The sequence below is a fragment of the Paracidovorax anthurii genome (assembly GCF_003269065.1).
Lineage (GTDB): Bacteria > Pseudomonadota > Gammaproteobacteria > Burkholderiales > Burkholderiaceae_C > Paracidovorax > Paracidovorax anthurii.
The window spans coordinates 15,878-32,670 of record NZ_QLTA01000021.1; the positions used below are offsets into that span (position 1 = coordinate 15,878).

At 69.8% G+C, this 16,793-nt stretch carries 16 protein-coding genes; 13 read left to right on the forward strand and 3 right to left on the reverse strand.

Annotated elements, in window-relative coordinates; translation table 11 throughout:
- Positions 1–8 precede the first annotated feature (8 nt).
- Positions 9–917, reverse strand: a complete 909-nt coding sequence (locus tag AX018_RS11930) for a LysR family transcriptional regulator (protein ID WP_111877506.1) — start codon at positions 915–917, stop codon at positions 9–11.
- An 85-nt stretch (positions 918–1,002) separates the two neighbouring features.
- On the opposite strand from AX018_RS11930, the gene ertE reads away from it, so the two are divergent.
- The 8 genes from ertE to AX018_RS11970 all read left to right on the forward strand — a co-directional run bounded on the left by ertE (position 1,003) and on the right by AX018_RS11970 (position 7,932).
- Positions 1,003–2,310 carry an N-carbamyl-l-glutamate amidohydrolase ErtE gene (gene ertE, locus AX018_RS11935; protein WP_111877507.1) on the forward strand — a complete coding sequence of 436 codons (1,308 nt, stop codon included), beginning with the start codon at positions 1,003–1,005 and terminating at the stop codon, positions 2,308–2,310.
- Positions 2,291–2,692 carry a RidA family protein gene (locus AX018_RS11940; RefSeq protein ID WP_111877508.1) on the forward strand — a complete coding sequence of 134 codons (402 nt, stop codon included), beginning with the start codon at positions 2,291–2,293 and terminating at the stop codon, positions 2,690–2,692. The genes ertE and AX018_RS11940 overlap by 20 nt, the downstream gene beginning before the upstream one ends.
- Positions 2,689–3,867: an aminotransferase class V-fold PLP-dependent enzyme gene (locus tag AX018_RS11945; protein ID WP_111877509.1), complete on the forward strand. Its 1,179-nt coding sequence runs from the start codon at positions 2,689–2,691 to the stop codon at positions 3,865–3,867. The genes AX018_RS11940 and AX018_RS11945 overlap by 4 nt, the downstream gene beginning before the upstream one ends.
- A 50-nt stretch (positions 3,868–3,917) precedes the next feature.
- On the forward strand, positions 3,918–4,442 hold the full coding sequence (locus tag AX018_RS11950; RefSeq protein WP_111877510.1) for a DinB family protein: 525 nt from the start codon (positions 3,918–3,920) through the stop codon (positions 4,440–4,442).
- 219 nt (positions 4,443–4,661) lie between these two features.
- A complete protein-coding gene (locus AX018_RS11955; protein ID WP_111877511.1) occupies positions 4,662–5,858 on the forward strand; it encodes a sedoheptulose 7-phosphate cyclase in 1,197 nt (398 codons plus the stop codon).
- The gene (locus tag AX018_RS11960) at positions 5,855–6,256 is read left to right on the forward strand and encodes a GlcG/HbpS family heme-binding protein (RefSeq protein WP_111877512.1); all 402 of its coding nucleotides are present in this window, start codon (positions 5,855–5,857) and stop codon (positions 6,254–6,256) included. The genes AX018_RS11955 and AX018_RS11960 overlap by 4 nt, the downstream gene beginning before the upstream one ends.
- Positions 6,253–7,011, forward strand: coding sequence for an SDR family NAD(P)-dependent oxidoreductase (locus AX018_RS11965; protein ID WP_111877513.1), 759 nt, complete (start codon positions 6,253–6,255; stop codon positions 7,009–7,011). Before AX018_RS11960 ends, AX018_RS11965 begins: the two co-directional genes overlap by 4 nt.
- 21 nt (positions 7,012–7,032) lie before the next feature.
- Complete coding sequence (locus tag AX018_RS11970) at positions 7,033–7,932, forward strand: EamA family transporter (RefSeq protein ID WP_111877514.1); 900 nt, start codon at positions 7,033–7,035, stop codon at positions 7,930–7,932.
- Between the two features lie 9 nt (positions 7,933–7,941).
- Here AX018_RS11970 and AX018_RS11975 read toward each other — a convergent pair whose 3' ends face one another.
- Positions 7,942–8,817, reverse strand: a complete 876-nt coding sequence (locus AX018_RS11975) for a LysR substrate-binding domain-containing protein (protein ID WP_170146237.1) — start codon at positions 8,815–8,817, stop codon at positions 7,942–7,944.
- On the opposite strand from AX018_RS11975, the gene AX018_RS11980 reads away from it, so the two are divergent.
- On the forward strand, positions 8,816–9,730 hold the full coding sequence (locus tag AX018_RS11980) for an ROK family protein (protein ID WP_170146238.1): 915 nt from the start codon (positions 8,816–8,818) through the stop codon (positions 9,728–9,730). The two genes, AX018_RS11975 and AX018_RS11980, sit on opposite strands and share 2 nt — an antisense overlap.
- A gap of 1 nt (position 9,731) precedes the next feature.
- Complete coding sequence (locus tag AX018_RS11985; RefSeq protein WP_111877516.1) at positions 9,732–10,661, forward strand: carbohydrate kinase family protein; 930 nt, start codon at positions 9,732–9,734, stop codon at positions 10,659–10,661.
- Between the two features lie 177 nt (positions 10,662–10,838).
- On the opposite strand, the gene AX018_RS11990 is transcribed toward AX018_RS11985, so the two are convergent.
- The gene (locus AX018_RS11990; RefSeq protein ID WP_111877517.1) at positions 10,839–11,594 is read right to left on the reverse strand and encodes a sulfite exporter TauE/SafE family protein; all 756 of its coding nucleotides are present in this window, start codon (positions 11,592–11,594) and stop codon (positions 10,839–10,841) included.
- A gap of 91 nt (positions 11,595–11,685) precedes the next feature.
- On the opposite strand from AX018_RS11990, the gene AX018_RS11995 reads away from it, so the two are divergent.
- The 3 genes from AX018_RS11995 (at position 11,686) to AX018_RS12005 (ending at position 16,784) form a co-directional block, all read left to right on the forward strand.
- Positions 11,686–12,687, forward strand: coding sequence for a LysR substrate-binding domain-containing protein (locus AX018_RS11995; RefSeq protein WP_211322419.1), 1,002 nt, complete (start codon positions 11,686–11,688; stop codon positions 12,685–12,687).
- Between the two features lie 141 nt (positions 12,688–12,828).
- Complete coding sequence (dinG, locus tag AX018_RS12000) at positions 12,829–14,994, forward strand: ATP-dependent DNA helicase DinG (protein ID WP_111877519.1); 2,166 nt, start codon at positions 12,829–12,831, stop codon at positions 14,992–14,994.
- A gap of 68 nt (positions 14,995–15,062) precedes the next feature.
- Positions 15,063–16,784, forward strand: a complete 1,722-nt coding sequence (locus AX018_RS12005; RefSeq protein WP_111877520.1) for a phosphoadenosine phosphosulfate reductase domain-containing protein — start codon at positions 15,063–15,065, stop codon at positions 16,782–16,784.
- Positions 16,785–16,793: the final 9 nt, after the last annotated feature.

Consider the following 16,793-nt stretch of genomic DNA (forward strand, 5'->3'; position numbering starts at 1 on the left):
CGGCGTGATCAGCCCGCGGCGGCAATCGCATCCACCACCGTGCGCAGGGCGGAGGACAGGGGTTTGTCGTTGCGCAAGACCAGGGCCTGCGTGCGCCGCAGGGGCGGCGAGATGGGTCGCAGCTCGAGCCCGGGATGGTGCCCGTTGCCCGTGACGGCCATGCGGGGCAGCAGGCTGCACCCCAGCCCGGCGGCCACGACCGCCTTGATCGCCTCCACGCTGTCGAGCTCCATGGTGGGGGTGCGCAGGGCGCCGCCCTGCAGCAGCCATTCGTCGATCAGATGGCGCGTGGAGGTCCCGCGATTGAGCATCACCAGGGGGGCATCGATCAGGTGCGAGGTGCTGATCCGCTCCGGCCAGGGCGGCTGGGCCGGGGCCCGGACGGCGACGATGTCGTCCTCCAGCACCGCGGTGGCGGCGACCAGCGGCGAGGCCACCGGCAGCGTGACGAGTGCCAGGTCGAGCGTGTTGTCCTCCACGCGGCGCACCAGGTCCTCCGTGTTGCCCGTGCTCACGATGAGCTCGAGCCTCGGATGGGCGGCCCGCAGCGCGTGCAGGATGTCCGGCAGCAGGTACAGGCAGGTCGTCACGCCCGTGCCGATCCGTACCCGTCCGCGGATGTCGGCCGCGTGGGCGCTGACCGCGCTGATCGCGGCATCGATCGCGGCCGTGATGCCGGGCAGGTGCGCCAGCAGATCCCGGCCTGCGGCCGTGGGCGACACGCTGCGGCCCACGCGCTCGAGCAGCCGCACGCCGAGCTCGCGCTCCAGCAGCCGGATCTGCTGGCTGATCGCCGGCTGCGTGAGTTCGAGCCGTTCCGCCGCCGCCGTGAAGCTGCCGAGCTCGGCGACGAGCGCGAATTTCTTGAGCTGGTCCAGGTTGAGCTGGGACACCCAAGTGGCACTGATGGACTCCATAAGCCGCAGGTTCTTTTTTGAACGGGTACGGCAACGCAGCATACCGGGTCCGATTCGATCGTTTTTTTCAATCGCTCCTGCCCCCATGTCCATGCAACCCGAGATCCAATCCGAACGCCTCTGGCAAAGGCTCCAGACCCTCGCCACGTTCACCGTGCCCGGCATGCCATGGACGCGGCGGGCGTTCTCGCCGGAGTTCCATGGGGCGCGGCAGTGGCTGCGCAGCGAATTCGAGGCGGCGGGGCTGCGGGTGCAGCTCGATGCGGCGGGCAATCTCTGCGGCCGGCTGGAAGGCCGCCAACCCCATCGGCGGCCCATCGTCACCGGCTCGCACTGCGACACCGTGGCGCGGGGCGGGCGCTTCGACGGCACCCTGGGCGTCCTGGCCGGCCTCGAAGTCCTGCAGTCGCTGCGGGAGGCCGGACGGGTCCCGCTCCATCCCATGGAGGTCGTCGACTTCCTGGCCGAGGAGCCGACCGACCACGGCGTGTCCTGCGTGGGAAGCCGCGCCTTCGGCGGGCACCTGGCGCCCGCGATGCTGGAGCTGGCGGATGCCACGGGCGAAACCCTGGCGGCGGCGATGCGCCGGGCCGGCGCCCGGCCCGACCAGCTGGAGAGCTGCTCGCGCCTGCACCAGGGCGTGGCCGCGTTCGTCGAATTGCACATCGAACAGGGACCGGTGCTGGAAGCCGCGCAGCTGCCTATCGGCGTGGTCAGCCGCATCGTCGGCATCCGACGGGCGAGCGTCACCGTGGAAGGCCGCGCCGACCATGCCGGCACCACGCCGATGCCGGTCCGCCGGGATGCGATGGCCGGCGCGTCCATCGTGATCGGTGCCGTCCGCGCGCTGGCCGACAGCTACGAGGGCTCCAATGCCTACGTGGTGGCGACCGTGGGCCGGCTGGACGCCGTGCCGAATGCCGCCAACACGGTGGCAGGGCGGGTCGAGCTGACGCTGGAGGTCCGCAGCGACTCGGAGGTCGTCCTGAAGGAGTTCGTCGCGCATGCCATGGCCCTGTGCGAGCGCGACTTGCGCAGGCTGCAGGTGCGCGCCGAGGCCAAACTGCTGAGCGCGACGCCGCCCGTGGCCTGCGCGCCGGCCGTGATGCGGGCCATCGAGTCGGCGGCCCGCAGCCTGGATCTGCCCTGTCGCGCCATGCCCAGCGGCGCGGGGCATGACGCGATGCATGTGGCCAGCGCCGGCCCGGTCGGAATGATCTTCGTGCCTTGCCTGCAGGGACGCAGCCATTGCCCCGAGGAGTGGATCGACGAAGCCGCCGTGGCCGATGGCGCGCGGGTTCTGGCGCGCGCGATGCTGGCGCTGGACGAAGAGCTTTCCACCGAAACGGCATCCCAACACCCGGAGAACGACCATGCCCCGCGAAGCCATTGACACCCCACTGTTCGACCCCATCGGCCCCTACAGCCATGCCGTGCGGGCCGGCCACCTCGTCTTCGTCTCCGGGACGCCCGGCATCGATCCCGCTTCTGGCGAACTGGCGGGCACGACGGCCCACGAACAGGCGGGGCAGGCGTTCGACAACGTGATCCGGCTCGTGGAGGACGCCGGCGGCAGCGCGGCGGACATCGTGGCCGTCCAGGTGCATCTCGTGGATACCGCTGACTTCGCCGAGATGAACCGCGCCTTCGCCCGGAGGTTCAAGGCTCCGTACCCGGCGCGCACGGTCTTCGGCGTCGCCGCCCTGCCCAAGCGGGGGGCGCTGCTGACCGTGTCGGCCACGGCTTGCCTGGCCTCCGACAAGGGGGCGCCATGAACGCGGACCGCGTGCCGGGCCCGGCCGTTCTTCACTACCTCAACCATGCCGCCTGCGCGCCGCTGCCACAGGCCGCCCTCGATGCGATGCAGCGCTTCATGGAGTCCGAGCGGCAGTGGGGCGGCTACGTCGCGGCGCGGCATGCGCAGCAGGCGATCGACGCCGTCTACGAGCGGCTGGCCGGCGTGGTCGGCGCGGCGGCCGAGGACATCGCCCTGACCCAGGGCAACACCGACGGCTGGGGCCGCATCGTCGGCGCGATGCGCTGGCAGGCCGGCGACCGGGTGCTGGTGGCGCGCAACGAATGGGGTGGCAACCTCGGGATCCTGCGGCACCTCGCATCGCGCGGCGGCATCGAACTCCAGGAGATTCCCAGCGATGCCGAGGGCGCCGTGGACCTCGGCGCGCTGGAGGTGCTGCTGCGCCAGCAGCGGGTGCGGCTGGTGGCGCTGAACTGGGTCTCCACCAACAGCCCCCTGGTGCAGCCCGCCGAAGCGATCGGCGCGCTGTGCGCCCGATTCGGCGCGCCCTACCTGATCGATGCCGCGCAGGCCGTCGGGCAGATTCCCGTCGACGTCGGCAGGCTGCGCTGCTCGGCGCTGACGGCGCCCGGCAGGAAATGGCTGCGCGGCCCGCGCGGCACGGGCTTCGTCTACGTCCACCCCGGCTTCGCGGCGCAGTTGAAGCCGCCGATGGCCGACCACCGCGCCCGGCCCTGGAGCGAGGCCGGCGAGCCCGCCTACCGCGCGGGCGCCCGGCGGCTGGAGGCGGCGGAGGCGTCGATGGCGCTGCGCCTGGGCCTGGGCGCGGCCGTCGCGCAGTGGCAGGCATCGGGCATCGAGACCATCGAGCGCGAACTGTGCGACCGGGCCCGGTTCCTGCGCGAGCGGCTCTCGGGTCTTTCGGGGCTTCGCGTGCATACCCTGTCGTCCCGCCCGATGTCGGGCATCGTCACGCTGCACAGCGATCGGCATCCGGCGGCGTACTTGCACGAGCAACTGCAGCGCGCGGGTGTGGAGACCGCCGTCAGTCCCTTCGAGTTCACGCCGCTCGAGATGCGGGCCCGGGGACTGCCCAGCGTGCTGAGGATCTCGGGTGGCCACGATACGACGCGGGAGTCCCTGCAAGCCTGCGTGGACGGACTCGAGCAACTCGGGCACCCGGCCACCGGCTGAACCGAAGTGCATCGAATTCCGTCCACCCCTCCCACACCATCGACCCCACCATGACCGCTGCCGCCATTTTTTCTTCGATGCTCCGCTACCAGGCCTGGGCCCACGACGCATTCCTGCGGGCCCTGGAGGACATCGATGACCCAGGCCAGGCCGAGGCGCGACACGCCGCCCTGCGCGTCCTGAACCATTGCCTAGTGGTCAATCTGATCTTCAAGGGACACCTGACCGGCGTGCCCCATGGCTTCGCCGCCAACAACACCCCGGACACGCCCACGCCGCAAACGTTGCGCACGGCCCTGGCAGCCCTCGACGGCTGGTACCTGGAATTCGTCGCAACCGTTCCGGACAGCCAGCTTGCCGAGTCGATCGCCTTCACGTTCACCGATGGAGACAAGGGATGCATGACGCGGCAGGAGATGCTGCTGCACGTCGTGACCCACGGCACCTACCACCGCGGCGAGGTGGGGCGCATCCTCAAGCAGATCCAGGTCGCACCGCCCTGGGACACCTTTGCCGTCCACCTGCACCAGGACGATCCCGTCCGGCGGCTGCATCGGCCGTCCGCGCCTGCCTGAGCCATCCGTCGTTGCCCTATCGCAGGTGCCTGCGGGGCCTGGCGGTCCAGCCGGGCGGGGAGGGCCTTCGATGCGAAATGTCCCGGCCCAGGTCGCCGCCACGGCCCAAGCCGCATGGATTGACGCACGGGCCTCAAGAATCGACGGCCAAGGCTCAAGAATCCAGGGAGCGCAGAGCCTTACGCTCACCGCACGACCAACAAAAAGGGAGTGGGGAGCATGAACGATAGAGCGCATGGGGAGGCGTCCGCCGGCAACCTGGGCCGGCGGGATCAGAGTTCCTGGCAGGTCCGCGCGATCCAGAACGTAGGCTACGAAGTCAGGCTGCTGGATGGATTGTTCGACAGCGCGAACAAGGCGTTTCTCGATGCCTGCTGTCCTGCCGGCGGAGCGTCCCGCCACGTCGTGGTCATCGATGAGCGCGTCCACGAACTCCACGGAGCCCGGATTCGCCGCTACTACCAATGCCATGGCATCGACCTGCACACACTGGTGCTGCCGGTCTCGGAAGAGGTCAAGGAGATGGACGTGGCCCTGGAGATCCTGCGCCACTTCGAGCGCGAGGGGGTACTGCGCCGCAGCGAGCCGGTCATCGCCATCGGTGGTGGCGTCCTGCTGGACCTGGTGGGCTTCGCGGCGGGCCTTTATCGACGGGGGATTCCGTACATCAAGGTGCCGACCAACGCGATGGCGCTCTGGGATGCGGCCGTGGGCATCAAGACCGGCATCAACGCGATGGGGCGGCGCAACCGGCTCGGCTCGTACCACCCACCCCTGCGATCGTTGCTGGACCGCACGTTCCTGCGCACCGTGGAGCGGCGCGACCTCTCCAATGGCATGGGTGAGCTGTTGAAGCTGGCCGTCATCAAGGACGCGCGGCTCTTCGACCTGCTGGAGCGCCACGGCCGCATGCTGCTGGATACCGCCTTCCAGGACGGCATCGTGGCACCGGAGGTGATCTCGCGCGCGGTGCATGGAATGCTCGAGGAACTTGCCCCCAACCTTTGGGAGACCACGCTGGAGCGTTCGGTGGATTTCGGGCACTCGTTCGCGCCACTGCTCGAGATGCGTGCACTGCCGGAACTGCTGCACGGCGAAGCCGTCGCACTCGATGTGCTCCTGTCGTGCCGCATCGCCGCCCAGCGCGGCCTGATGACCATGGCGCAGACGCACCGCGTTCTGGCCGTCATGCAGGCGATGGAGTTGCCGCTGGACCATCGGTTCTTCGGCGATCCGGAGATGCTGCAAGAAGCCCTGGCCGACACCATGCGTCACCGCGACGGAATGCAGCGTCTGCCGATACCGGCCGGCATCGGTGCGTGCACGTTCATCAACGACCTGCGCCCCGACGAAATCCGGGCTGCGGCCCGCGAGATGGCCGGCGCGCCCTCCGAGGCGCTGGCGTGCACGGCATGACCGACGAACAGGCGCTTGAGGTTGCGGCCAAGGCCACGGATGCCGCCCAAGGCCGGGGGCTGCAGGTTGCGGTGGCCGTGGTCGACGCAGCGGGGCTGCTGCTGGCGTTCCGGCGCCATGATGATGCGTTCCCCGCTTCGGTCGACCTGGCGATCGGCAAGGCCCGAACGGCGGCATCGTTTCGCCGCAGCACCCAGGCCATGCAGGAGAGCCTCGAGCAGGGGCGGGCCTCCTACCTGGCCATGCCTGGGGCGCTTCCCTTGGCGGGTGGAGTTCCCCTGGTGTCGCGGGGAGCCGTGATCGGGGCGTTGGGCATCAGCGGCGCATCGTCCAGGGACGACGCGGAGCTCGCAGTGGCAGCGGCGCGGGATGCCGGCTGGGCGGGGGATCCGGCATGAGCGACTTCTGCCAGGACCGCGTGGTCCTGATCACAGGCGGCGGCACCGGTATCGGCCGGGCGACCTCGCTGGCGTTCGCGCAGGCGGGCGCCCGCGTGGTGGTCGCGGGGCGCTCCGCGGCGTCGTGTGAGGAGACTGCTCGGGAGATCCGTGCATCCGGCGGTTCGGCGCTCGCCGTGGTGTGCGACGTCGCGGACGAAGGGCAGGTGCAGGCCATGTGCGAACGCGCGCGGGCCGCCATGGGGCCGGTGGACTTCGCTTTTCTGAATGCCGGCGTCGGGTCGGCGTCCAGCGTCATCGAACAGGAGGTCGACGCCTTCGAGCGGGTCCTGCGGACCAACTGCACGGGGCTCATGCTCTGCCTCAAGCACCTCCTGCGGCCCATGTACGAGCGCCGCTGCGGCGCGATCGTTGCCAACCTGTCCGTGCATGCGCATCGCACGATCCTTGCGGGCACCATGGCCTACACGGCGTCCAAGCACGCGGCCTGGGCCATCACCAAGACCGCGGCCATCGAGTCCGCGATCCATGGCGTGCGCGTCAATGCCGTCTCCCCGGGGCCGGTGCACACCGACATGCTCGTGCGTTCGTGCGAGGTCTCCGGTGGGACCGAGGCCTGGGCCGCGCGGCTGCCCATGCAAAGGGTCGGCCGGCCGCAGGAGGTGGCCGACACGGTGATGTGGCTGTGCAGCCCGTCGGCTTCGTTCGTCACCGGCGCTGCCATCGCAGTCGACGGTGGATTTCTCGCGGCCTGAGTCCGCCCGGCTGGAGTTTCCATGACCTGGATTGCGTTGGGTCTGCTCGCGGGACTGGTCCTCGGGACCTATGACTTCCTGACCAAGCTCGCGCTGCGGGAGAAGGGCGTGCTGGAGGTGGTCTTCTGGTGCTCGGTGCTGGGCGCGATGCTCTGGTTGCCATTCTTCTGCGTCCCGGTGGAATGGCTGCCTGCATTGCGCGCCGCGGGCCTCGCGCCCGAGCCGCTCGCGCCGCACGAGCAGATCGCGCTGCTGCCCAAGTCCACCATGATGGTCGTGACCTGGATCCTGTCGTACTACTCGGTCAAGTTCCTGCCGCTGTCGATTTCGGCGGGTGTGCGCGCCAGCGGACCGCTCTGGACGGCCCTGGGCGCGGTGCTGCTGCTCTCCGAGACCCTGGGCTGGTGGCAGTGGCTGGGGCTGGCGGTGTCGATGGCGTCGTATTACCTGTTCTCGCTGATCGGGCGGCGGGAAGGCATCAGTTTCCGACGCAACCTGTGGGTGCTTTGCATGCTGGCCGCGACGCTGCTGTCGTCGGCCAACGCGCTGTACGACAAGCACATCCTGGCCAACCTGCGGATGGATCTGGCCGCGGTGCAGGCGTATTCGGCGCTCCAGCGGGGGGCGCTGGCCCTGCTGCTGTTGCCCTGGGTCCTTCGGCAATTGGAGATCTCCAGCTTGTTGCGCCGCAACTGGGCCGTGCCCGCCATCGCCCTGTGCTACGTGCTCGCCGAGTACATCTACCTGGCGGCGGTCCAGATGGACGGCGCGCAAATCTCCGTGATCTCGGTGCTGCGGCGCACGAACCTCGTGATGGTCTTCGTCCTGTCGGCCCTGTTCTTCACCGAGCGATTCATCCGCCAGAAGATCGTGGCCATCGGCGGCGTGCTGCTCGGCATCGTGCTCACCATCCTGCACTGACCGATGCCGCTATCCATCCACGAACAAGGACCGCAGCCAATCCATGACCGTGGTCCCATGCCGCGAGATCACGGCCCGCTCGGAGGCGAGCAGGAAATAGGCCTGGCTCGACGGGATCGAGATATTGGAGACACGCACCAGCGCTCCGTCCTGCAGCAGCCCTTTCACGAGGGAGCGCCTTCCCAGCGCAATGCCCTGCTGGTTCAATGCCGCGTCAAGCATGAAGCCCGTGTCCGTGTAGGTGAGGTTGCGCTGCGCGGGCGAGATCTCCAGTTTTGCGGCCTGGAGCCAGGGCTCCCATGCCTGGCGGCTATGGGTCAGCAGATCCGCGCGCTTGAAGAGCTCGGGCAGGCTGCGCTTGCCGATCTGCTGGAGGTAGCGCGGGGACGCGACGGGAAACCACTCGTCTTCCAGCAGTCGTTCCGCGTGGAAGGCGTCGGGCTTGTCGCGCGCGAAGCGGATCGCGATATCGGCTTCACCCTGGTTGAGGTTGACCAAGCGGGTCGTCGGCTGCAGTGCGATCGAGATCGACGGGTGCGTCCGGTGGAAATCCGTGAGGGCCGGGACCAGACGGAATCGGCCGAAGGAGGGGAGGGCGCTGATGCGGATCACGTCCCGCTCGTGGGCGAAGCCGCTGAAGGCCGCCTCCAGCATCTCCAGCGAGGCCTTCATTTGCTGGTGGAGATAGGCCCCTTCCGGACTCAGGGACACGACGCGCGTCGTGCGGTTGAACAACTTGGTGCCGAGCAGCTTTTCCAACTCCCGCACGCGATGGCTCACGGCACTGTACGAAAGGCTGAGATCGTCCGCGGCCTGGCTGAAGCTCTGGCGGCGCGCGACGGCGTCGAATGTCACGATCAAATGAATCGGGGGGATGTTGCGCATGGAAAAGAGTCCACTGGCGCCCGCGCCGCGCCACCGTATCGGCATCGATGTGGGAGGCACCAAAATCGAAGGAATCCTACTCGATGACCATGGAAAGGAGTGCGCACGGACACGCTGCGCGACGGCCGCCGACGAAGGCTACGACGCCGTGGTCCTTCGCATCGCGGGCGTCTATCGCGATCTGGCCAAGGGCCTCGCGCAGGGCGAGCACACGCTGGGCATCGGAACGCCCGGCTCCCTGTCGCCGGCCACAGGTCTCTTGAGGAATTGCAATGCGGTGGCGCTCAATGGCCATCCCCTTCATCACGACCTCGAGCAGGCGCTGGGGCGCGGGTTCGCACTGGCCAACGACGCGAACTGCTTCGCGCTCGCCGAGACGCGGCTGGGGGCCGCGGCCCCCTACACCGATGTACTGGCCTTGGTGCTCGGCACAGGGGTGGGCGCGGGGCTCGTGGTGGGAGGCGAACTCATCCAAGGGCGCAACGGAATCGGCGGTGAATGGGGCCACATGGTGCTCGATCCATCGGGGCCGCAGTGCTACTGCGGTCGCAGGGGTTGCGTGGAGCGCTATCTGAGCGGTCCTGCGCTGGAGCGGCAGTACGCGCAGTGGAGCGGAGCGCCGCTGGATGCCGCGCGCATCGCCCAGCGTGCCCGGGCGGGAGAGAAGGAGGCATCGGCCGTCATGGACCGCTTCCTGGACTACTTTGCTCAAGCAGTCGCCAGCGCGGTCGCCTTGGTGGATCCGCAGGCCATCGTCATCGGGGGAGGTCTGGCTGGCATCGATGCACTCTACGCGCAGGGTGTCGAGCGGCTGCATGCCCTGGTCTTTTGCGATCGCTACGAGACCCCTGTGCTGCGCAACCGGCTCGGGAATTCGGCGGGCGTGGTCGGCGCAGCGATGATCGGAATTTGAGATGCGGGTCACCACCATTGGCGGCGCGACGGTCGACATCGTGGTCGAAGGGGGGCGATGGCCCGGCCCGGCCGGCGGCAAGCAGGATGTGGGCGCCATCACCATGGGCGTGGGCGGCGGCGCCGTGAATGCGTGCCTGGCGTTCAGGGCCTGCGGCGCCGATGCCAGGATCGTCTGCGCCCTGGGGTGCGACCCGGAGGCCGAGTGGGTCCGCTCCATCCTGGCTCGCGAGGGCGTCGATGTCTCGCTCGTGCAGTCGGTGTCCGGCCAGCCCACGGGGCGCGCGGTGATCCATCTGGACACGGGTGGTGATGTGCGGATCTTCGCGCAGCGCGGCGCGAGCGTGTGCGTCTCGCCATCGCGTGCCCTGGAGGCATCGGGGCAGTCGGACCTCCTGTACGTCTCGGCGTTGTCCGCGCAGGCCGAGGCCGAACTGGATGCGGCGCTCTCGCGCAGTGCCGGGCAGCCCCCCAGGCTGGCCGTCAATCCCGGCAGCGGCCAACTGCAAGCCCGCTCCGCGGCCCTGGAGCGGGTGCTCGGGCGCGCCGACCTGGTGAGCGTCAACGAGGCGGAGGCGCGCACTTGGGCATCTGGGCGTGGGATGGAATTGCCACGAGACCTGCGCTCGGATGGCGCCGCATGGATGGCCCGCCTGCGAGTGCATGGGGGACAGGCCCTGCTGGTGACCCTGGGCGCCGGCGGCGCGCTCTTCGATGATGGTGCGCAGGTGCACGACCTCCAGGCTGAGCGCATTGCGGTGCGCTCGTCTCTGGGCGCCGGGGACGCCTTCGCCGCGATGCTGGCCTATCACTGGACTGCGGGTTGCGCCCCGGCCAAGGCGCTGGAGCGCGCACGGACGCATTGCGGCCGGGTGCTTCGGGCCGTCGGCGCCAATCTTGCCGGACAGGATCGCGGCGGGCTGACTTCGTAAAGGGGGATTCTTTGGGGCGTTGGCAAGCCGATGGAACGGCTTCTCGGCGGTCGTGGTGGTGAGTGTTCCGGGGCCTTGATGGAGTCGGGGACATGCGCATCGCATGGCGGTTCGCGGTCCTCCATCCACGCGATCGCATGCAGCCACGAATGCCTATCCGCCGTGAAGTCCACCGGATCACGTCCACCGGGCGAGCAGTCTCGGCAATGACGAGGCCAACAGCACGATGCCGGACACTGTCAGCAGTCCGAGCACGATCTGGCGGAACCGGACCTCGCTGATGCCGATGTACAGCCGCGCGCCGAGCAGCGTGGGAACCAGCATCGCGGGGGCCACGATGGCGAAGAGCGGCAGCATCTCGCGCGTGACGAGTCCCGTGGCGAGGTAGGTGCCCATCGTCACCAGCAGCATCGCGAGGTTGAAGTTCTGGATCACCGCGCGCTGGGTGTCCTTCTCGAGGCCTCGCAGGGTGCACCACAGCGTGGGCAGCGTCCCGGAAAAGCCGCCGATGCCGCTCATGACGCCGCCGGCCAGCCCCACGGCGCCGTCGGCGAGCCGTCCGCCCCGCGCGATGCGCGGCAGGCTCTTGGCCATCAGCATGGTGGGGCACCAGAGCACGAGCAGCGTGCCCAGCACGGCCTTGAACCCGTCCACGTCCATGCGCGGCAGCAGCAGCACGCCCAGCGGCACGCCGGCCAGGCCTCCTGCAACGAAGGGCAGCAGGCGCCGCGCATCGAAGCCGCGCCGCACCGAGACGGCCGCGATGATCTGTCCGGTGAGCGCGCCGAAGACCGCCAGCACGGCCGCCAGGCGCGGCTCCAGCGTCCAGGCCCAGAACGACATGGCGACCAGCCCGAACGCGAAGCCGGACAGGCCCTGCACGAAGCCGGCAACGACGGCGCCAAGCGCCGCGACGAGATAGATCGAATCCATGGGTAGCCCTCCTGCCCGGCATTGTGGAGAGGCCATATAACCAGATCATTCGCAATTAGTATCAGGCCATACCAAACTCCTAATGGAGGCGATGATGGCTTCCGACGAACTCCAGGCCCGGCTGGCATCGCGCCTGAAGATGCGCCACCTCACGCTGCTGCGCCTGATCGCGCAGCATGGTTCGCTCACGCGCGTGGCCGAGCACATGGCTACCAGCCAGCCGGCGGTGACCCATGCGCTCGCGGAACTGGAGGCGATGTTCGGCGCGCCGCTGTTCACGCGCTCGGCGCGCGGCATGAAACCTACGGTCCTGGGAGAGGTCGCGCTCAGCCGTGCAGGGGCCATGCTCCAGGACCTGGGCCACTGGGCACGGGACATGGAGGCCGCCGGGGCGGGCCGCGCGGCCCACCTGCAGGTGGGGGTCATCCCCTTCATCCCGGGTCGGCTGCTGGCTGCGGCCATCGGACGAACCCGGCCGCAGGACAGGGGCATCACGGTGACCATCCATGAAAGCACCAGCGACCACCTGCTGGCGCGGCTGCGCGCGCACGAACTCGACTGCGTGATCGGCCGCACGTCGGCCGTGCTGACGATGGAGGGGCTGGTGCACGAGGTGCTCTATGAGCAGGAGCCGCGCCTGATCGCGCACCGGCGGCTGGCGACCCGCCTCGGGCGCCGGCCCCTGTCCTGGCCCGAGCTGGCGCAGCTCGACTGGGTGCTGGGCCAGCGCGACACGCCGATGCGCGAACAGATCACCGACTTCTTTCTGCGCGCCGGTGTCGCGCCGCCCGCCCCGATGGTGGAGAGCCTGTCCGCCAAGGTGATCGGGGAGCTGATCGCGGCCAATGAGCGCGCGGTGTCGATCGTTCCCGCCGACATCGCAGAGGAACTGGGGCGCCTGGCGGGCGTGGGCGTGGTGGCGCACCGCTTCGGCTGGACGCTGCCGCCGGTCACGTTGTTCCGACGGGCGCAGGCGTCCGCGCGAGAAGCCGATGCGCTGTTCGCGCAGGCGCTGCGTGACGTGTGCCGCGTCGGCGAGTCCCGCGGCGTTGGGCGGCGCACGGTGCCATTCAGGCGTCCTTCGCTGCGCTGAATGGCATCTTCAGTGCGCCAGGCGGAAGAGGGCTGCGGTGCTGACGTGCCCGCGGGTCAGCGGTGTCAGTCCCAGGCCGCAGTGGCGCCTCGCCCCCGCGTGGGGACTTGAAGCCGTGCCCCTCCGCGAGAAGCTGGGCACATGCTCAGCGACGACGAGAAAGCCCGGATGCAATCCTGCCTGCGCACCTTGCGGGAGGCCATGCCCGGCTTCGCGAGCCGCCGTTCGCAGTTGATCATGATGGCCGAGGTGGCGCATGCGCTGAGCGCCCTCGGCGACGGCAAGGAGGGCCTGGCCGATGCGGCGCAGCGCATTGCCGTCATCGAAGCCGGCACCGGCACCGGCAAGACCCTCGGCTACCTGCTGCCGGCCATCGTGCTGGCGCGCTCGCGGGGACTCAGCGTCGTCGTGTCATCGTCCACGGTCGCGTTGCAGGAACAACTCATGACCAAGGACCTGCCGGCCTTGCAACAGTACCTGCCGCTGGCGTTCAGCTGCGCACTGGCCAAAGGGCGGCGCCGCTATGCATGCCCCGCCAAGCTGCTGCGCCTGGATCTGCAGCGGCCTGTGGCTGTCCTGGAAGCCGCGGCGTCTCCGGGGGCCGTACCACCGCAGGCGCCGTCCCGGCCACTTCGCCTCGAGGGGCGGCTGGCGAAGGCCTTTGAAGGCGGTACCTGGTCCGGGGATCGCGACGACTGGTGCGACCCGATACCCGAGGGCCTGTGGCACCGCATCAGCACCGACAGCGAGGGCTGCCTGGGGCCGCGCTGCGAGGAGTTCGGACGCTGCCCCTTCCAGGCCGCGCGCCAGCGGGTCAAGGAGGCCGACGTGGTGGTTGCCAACCACGACCTGTTGCTGGCGGCCCTGGATATGGAGCCCGGCCTGCTGCTGCCGGACCCCGCCCGGACCCTGTTCGTGCTCGACGAGGCGCATGGCCTGCCCGACAAGGCGGCGGCCCGCGGTGCATCGCGGCACGCGGTGCTGGCCGCCCATCGCTGGGTGGAGGATGCCGCCTTGGTGGCGGACCACGCCGGGCGCGAACTGCGACTGGATGCACCGCTGGCGGTGGCGGTCGGCAAGCAGGGCCGGCGCCTGTGCGGAGCGCTGGAGGAACTGCACGGGGCGTTGTCCAGGCGCTACCCGGCGCACGGGCCGTCACCTATCCACCGATTCGCCCATGGCGCGCTGCCCTCCGATATCCACGGAGCTGGCGCGTCCCTTCACGCTTGGGCGACGGCGCTGCGCGATGCCCTCGGCGCGTTGCGCGATGCCGCGCTCGGACGCGCACGGCAGGACGCGGTGGCCGCGCAGCCCCACGTGGCTGCTCTGGGGGCCTGCCTGGGCAGTATTGAACACCTGACGGCGACCTGGGAATGCATGCTGCGGCCTGCCGCGGAGGGCGATCCTCCGACGGCGCGCTGGATCGAGGGCCACGGCAAAGGGGGCCGGGCGGCGGAGTACCACGTGTGCGCGGCGCCCATCAGCGGCGGGCACCGCCTGCGGGCCTTGCTGTGGGAGCGTGCCGGCGCGGCGGTGCTGACCTCCGCCACGTTGCAGGCCTGCGGATCGTTCGATCTCTTCATGGAGGAGTCGGGGCTGAAGGCATGGGAAGGAGTGCGTGCGATCAGCCTGCCCTCTCCCTTCGACCATGCGGCCCAGGCCGAACTCCACCTGCCCAGGATGCGGTCGCATCCGCGCGACGCCGAGTCGCACACCGAGGAGGTGGCGGCCATGCTGCCCGCCTTGCTGGAGGTTCCGTGGGGAACGCCCTCGGGAGCGCTGGTCCTGTTCGCGTCGGCCCGCCAGATGCAGCAGGTCGAGCAGGCGCTGCCGCCACCGCTGCGCGAACAGATCCTCATGCAGGGACGGGTGTCCCGGCGCGAAATGCTGGCGCACCACAGGAAGCGCATCGACCAAGGGCTGCGATCGATCCTGTTCGGCCTGGCCAGCCTGTCCGAGGGTGTGGATTTGCCCGGGGCCTACTGCACGCACCTGGTGGTCGCCAAGCTGCCGTTCGCGGTGCCCGACGACCCGGTCGAGCAGACGCGGCGGGAATGGATCGAGGCCCAGGGGCGATCCGCGTTTCTGGAACGCAGCGTGCCGGAAGTGGGTATCCGGCTGGCGCAGGCGGTGGGGCGGCTGCTGCGCACGCCCGAGGACCGCGGGCGCGTGACGGTACTCGATCCGCGCCTGGCCGGCACGCCGTGGGGGCGGCGGTTGCTCGCCGGCCTGCCGCCATTCCGGCGCGTGCAGGGTGCCGCTTCCGGCGGGCCATCCGCCGCGGCACCCTGCGGCCGAGCCGCCTGAAGGGTGGCGAAGGGACTTGAAGGCACGCTGTCGCGGGAGATCCTGGTCTGAACCTTCCTGGATCTCCCATGCCAACAGAACCCATCCATTTCGCATCGCTGCGCGCGCTGACGCCAGAGGCGCAGGCGTTGGCGGCCATGCAGGCCGTCCTGCGAGAGGGCCATCCCCTGGCCGTGGCCTACTCGGGGGGCAAGGACAGCAGCGTGCTCGCCAACCTCGCCATCGCGGCCGCGATGGCCGTGCAGGGGGAGGGCCATCGCGCGCTGCTGGTCATCACCCACGCAGACGTGGGCGCGGTGGAGAACCCCGAGATCCGCACGCTGGTGCGTGGCGAGCTCGGGCGCATGCGCCGCTTCGCGGCGGCACGCGGCCTGGATCTGCGCGTGCGCGTCGCGCATCCGGCCCAGTACGACTCCTTCGCCGTGCGCGTGATCGGCGGGCGGGCCCTGCCGGCCTTCCCCGACTCGCGCCGCGATTGCACCAGCTCCTGGAAGCGGGAACCGAGCGAGCGGGCGCTGCGCCAGCTCGCGCGGGAACTGCAGCGCCAGGGGTGGCGTGCGCCGGTGCTGATGACTGGCGTGCGGCGTGACGAGTCGACCGTGCGCGCCGGCTCGATCGCCCGCCGCGGCGAGCAGGCCGCCCGGCTGTGGACCGACAAGGAGGGCCGCCTGCGCCTGAGCCCCTTGCTGGACTGGACCACCGACGAGGTATGGAGCTATCTCGGGCTGTGCCGGCAGGGCGTGATCGAGGCCTACAGCGATTTCGACGACGTGCTGCGCGTCTACCAGGATGCCGGCGGCAGTAGCTGCGTGGTGGTGGCCGACGCCGAAATGGAGCGCCACGCCAAGCCCTGCGCCAGCCGCTTCGGCTGCTGGGCCTGCACGGCGGTGCGCGAGGACCGTTCGCTGCGCCAGATGATCGAGGGCGAGCCGCAGCGCTACGGCTACATGCGGCCTCTGGCGGCGCTGCGCGACTTCATCGCCCACACCCAGTACGACTGGAGCCGGCGGCAGTACATCGGCCGCACCATCAAGGAAGGGTTCATCACGATCGCTGCCGATACCTACGCGCCTTCCATGCTTGCCGAGCTGCTGCGCTACGCGCTGAGTGCCCAGCAGGCCACCGGCATCGAGATCGTCGGCGCGGCACAGCTCATCGCCATCGATGCCCGCTGGTCGCTGTATGCGCTGGCACCGCCGTTCTCGGCGCTGCGCATCTGGCGCGAGGTGGAGCGTGGCCGGCGCTGGAGTCCACCGGCCGTGGCGGCATTCCCCAAGACCGCGGTGCCGCGCTACGGTCTGATCCACGTCGGCGAGGACTGGGACGACGAGATCCACTCGGACCTCGTGGTCACCGGACTGCGGGATTCGGCCTGGGAGATGTTCGCCGACAGCTGCGGTCCTGGGCGTCGCACATTGCGCAACGGGCGCTCGGTGATCGACGTCGAGGCGACGGCGGAGGTGGACGGGGAAGCGGCGGGGATGTTCCTGGACTTCGAGGCCGACCGCATGCTCGATGGGCGCCACGAATTCGAGGACGACTGGACAGCGGGCTACCGCACCTACCTGCGCTATGGACTGCTGCAGCCTGGCAAGGGGCAGTCGCACCTGATCGACAGCATCCTGCGGCGCTCGCAGTGGCGCCAGCGCCACCGGCTGCACGGCGAGCAGAATCTCTCGGAGTTGCGCCAGCGGCTCACGGTCCCATTCGAGCGGCAGGCCGATCTGTTCGAGTCCCTGGAGCGCGACACCGCAGACGGGGATATCGCTGCGCTGGCCGGGTGCGGCTGATCCCGCGCG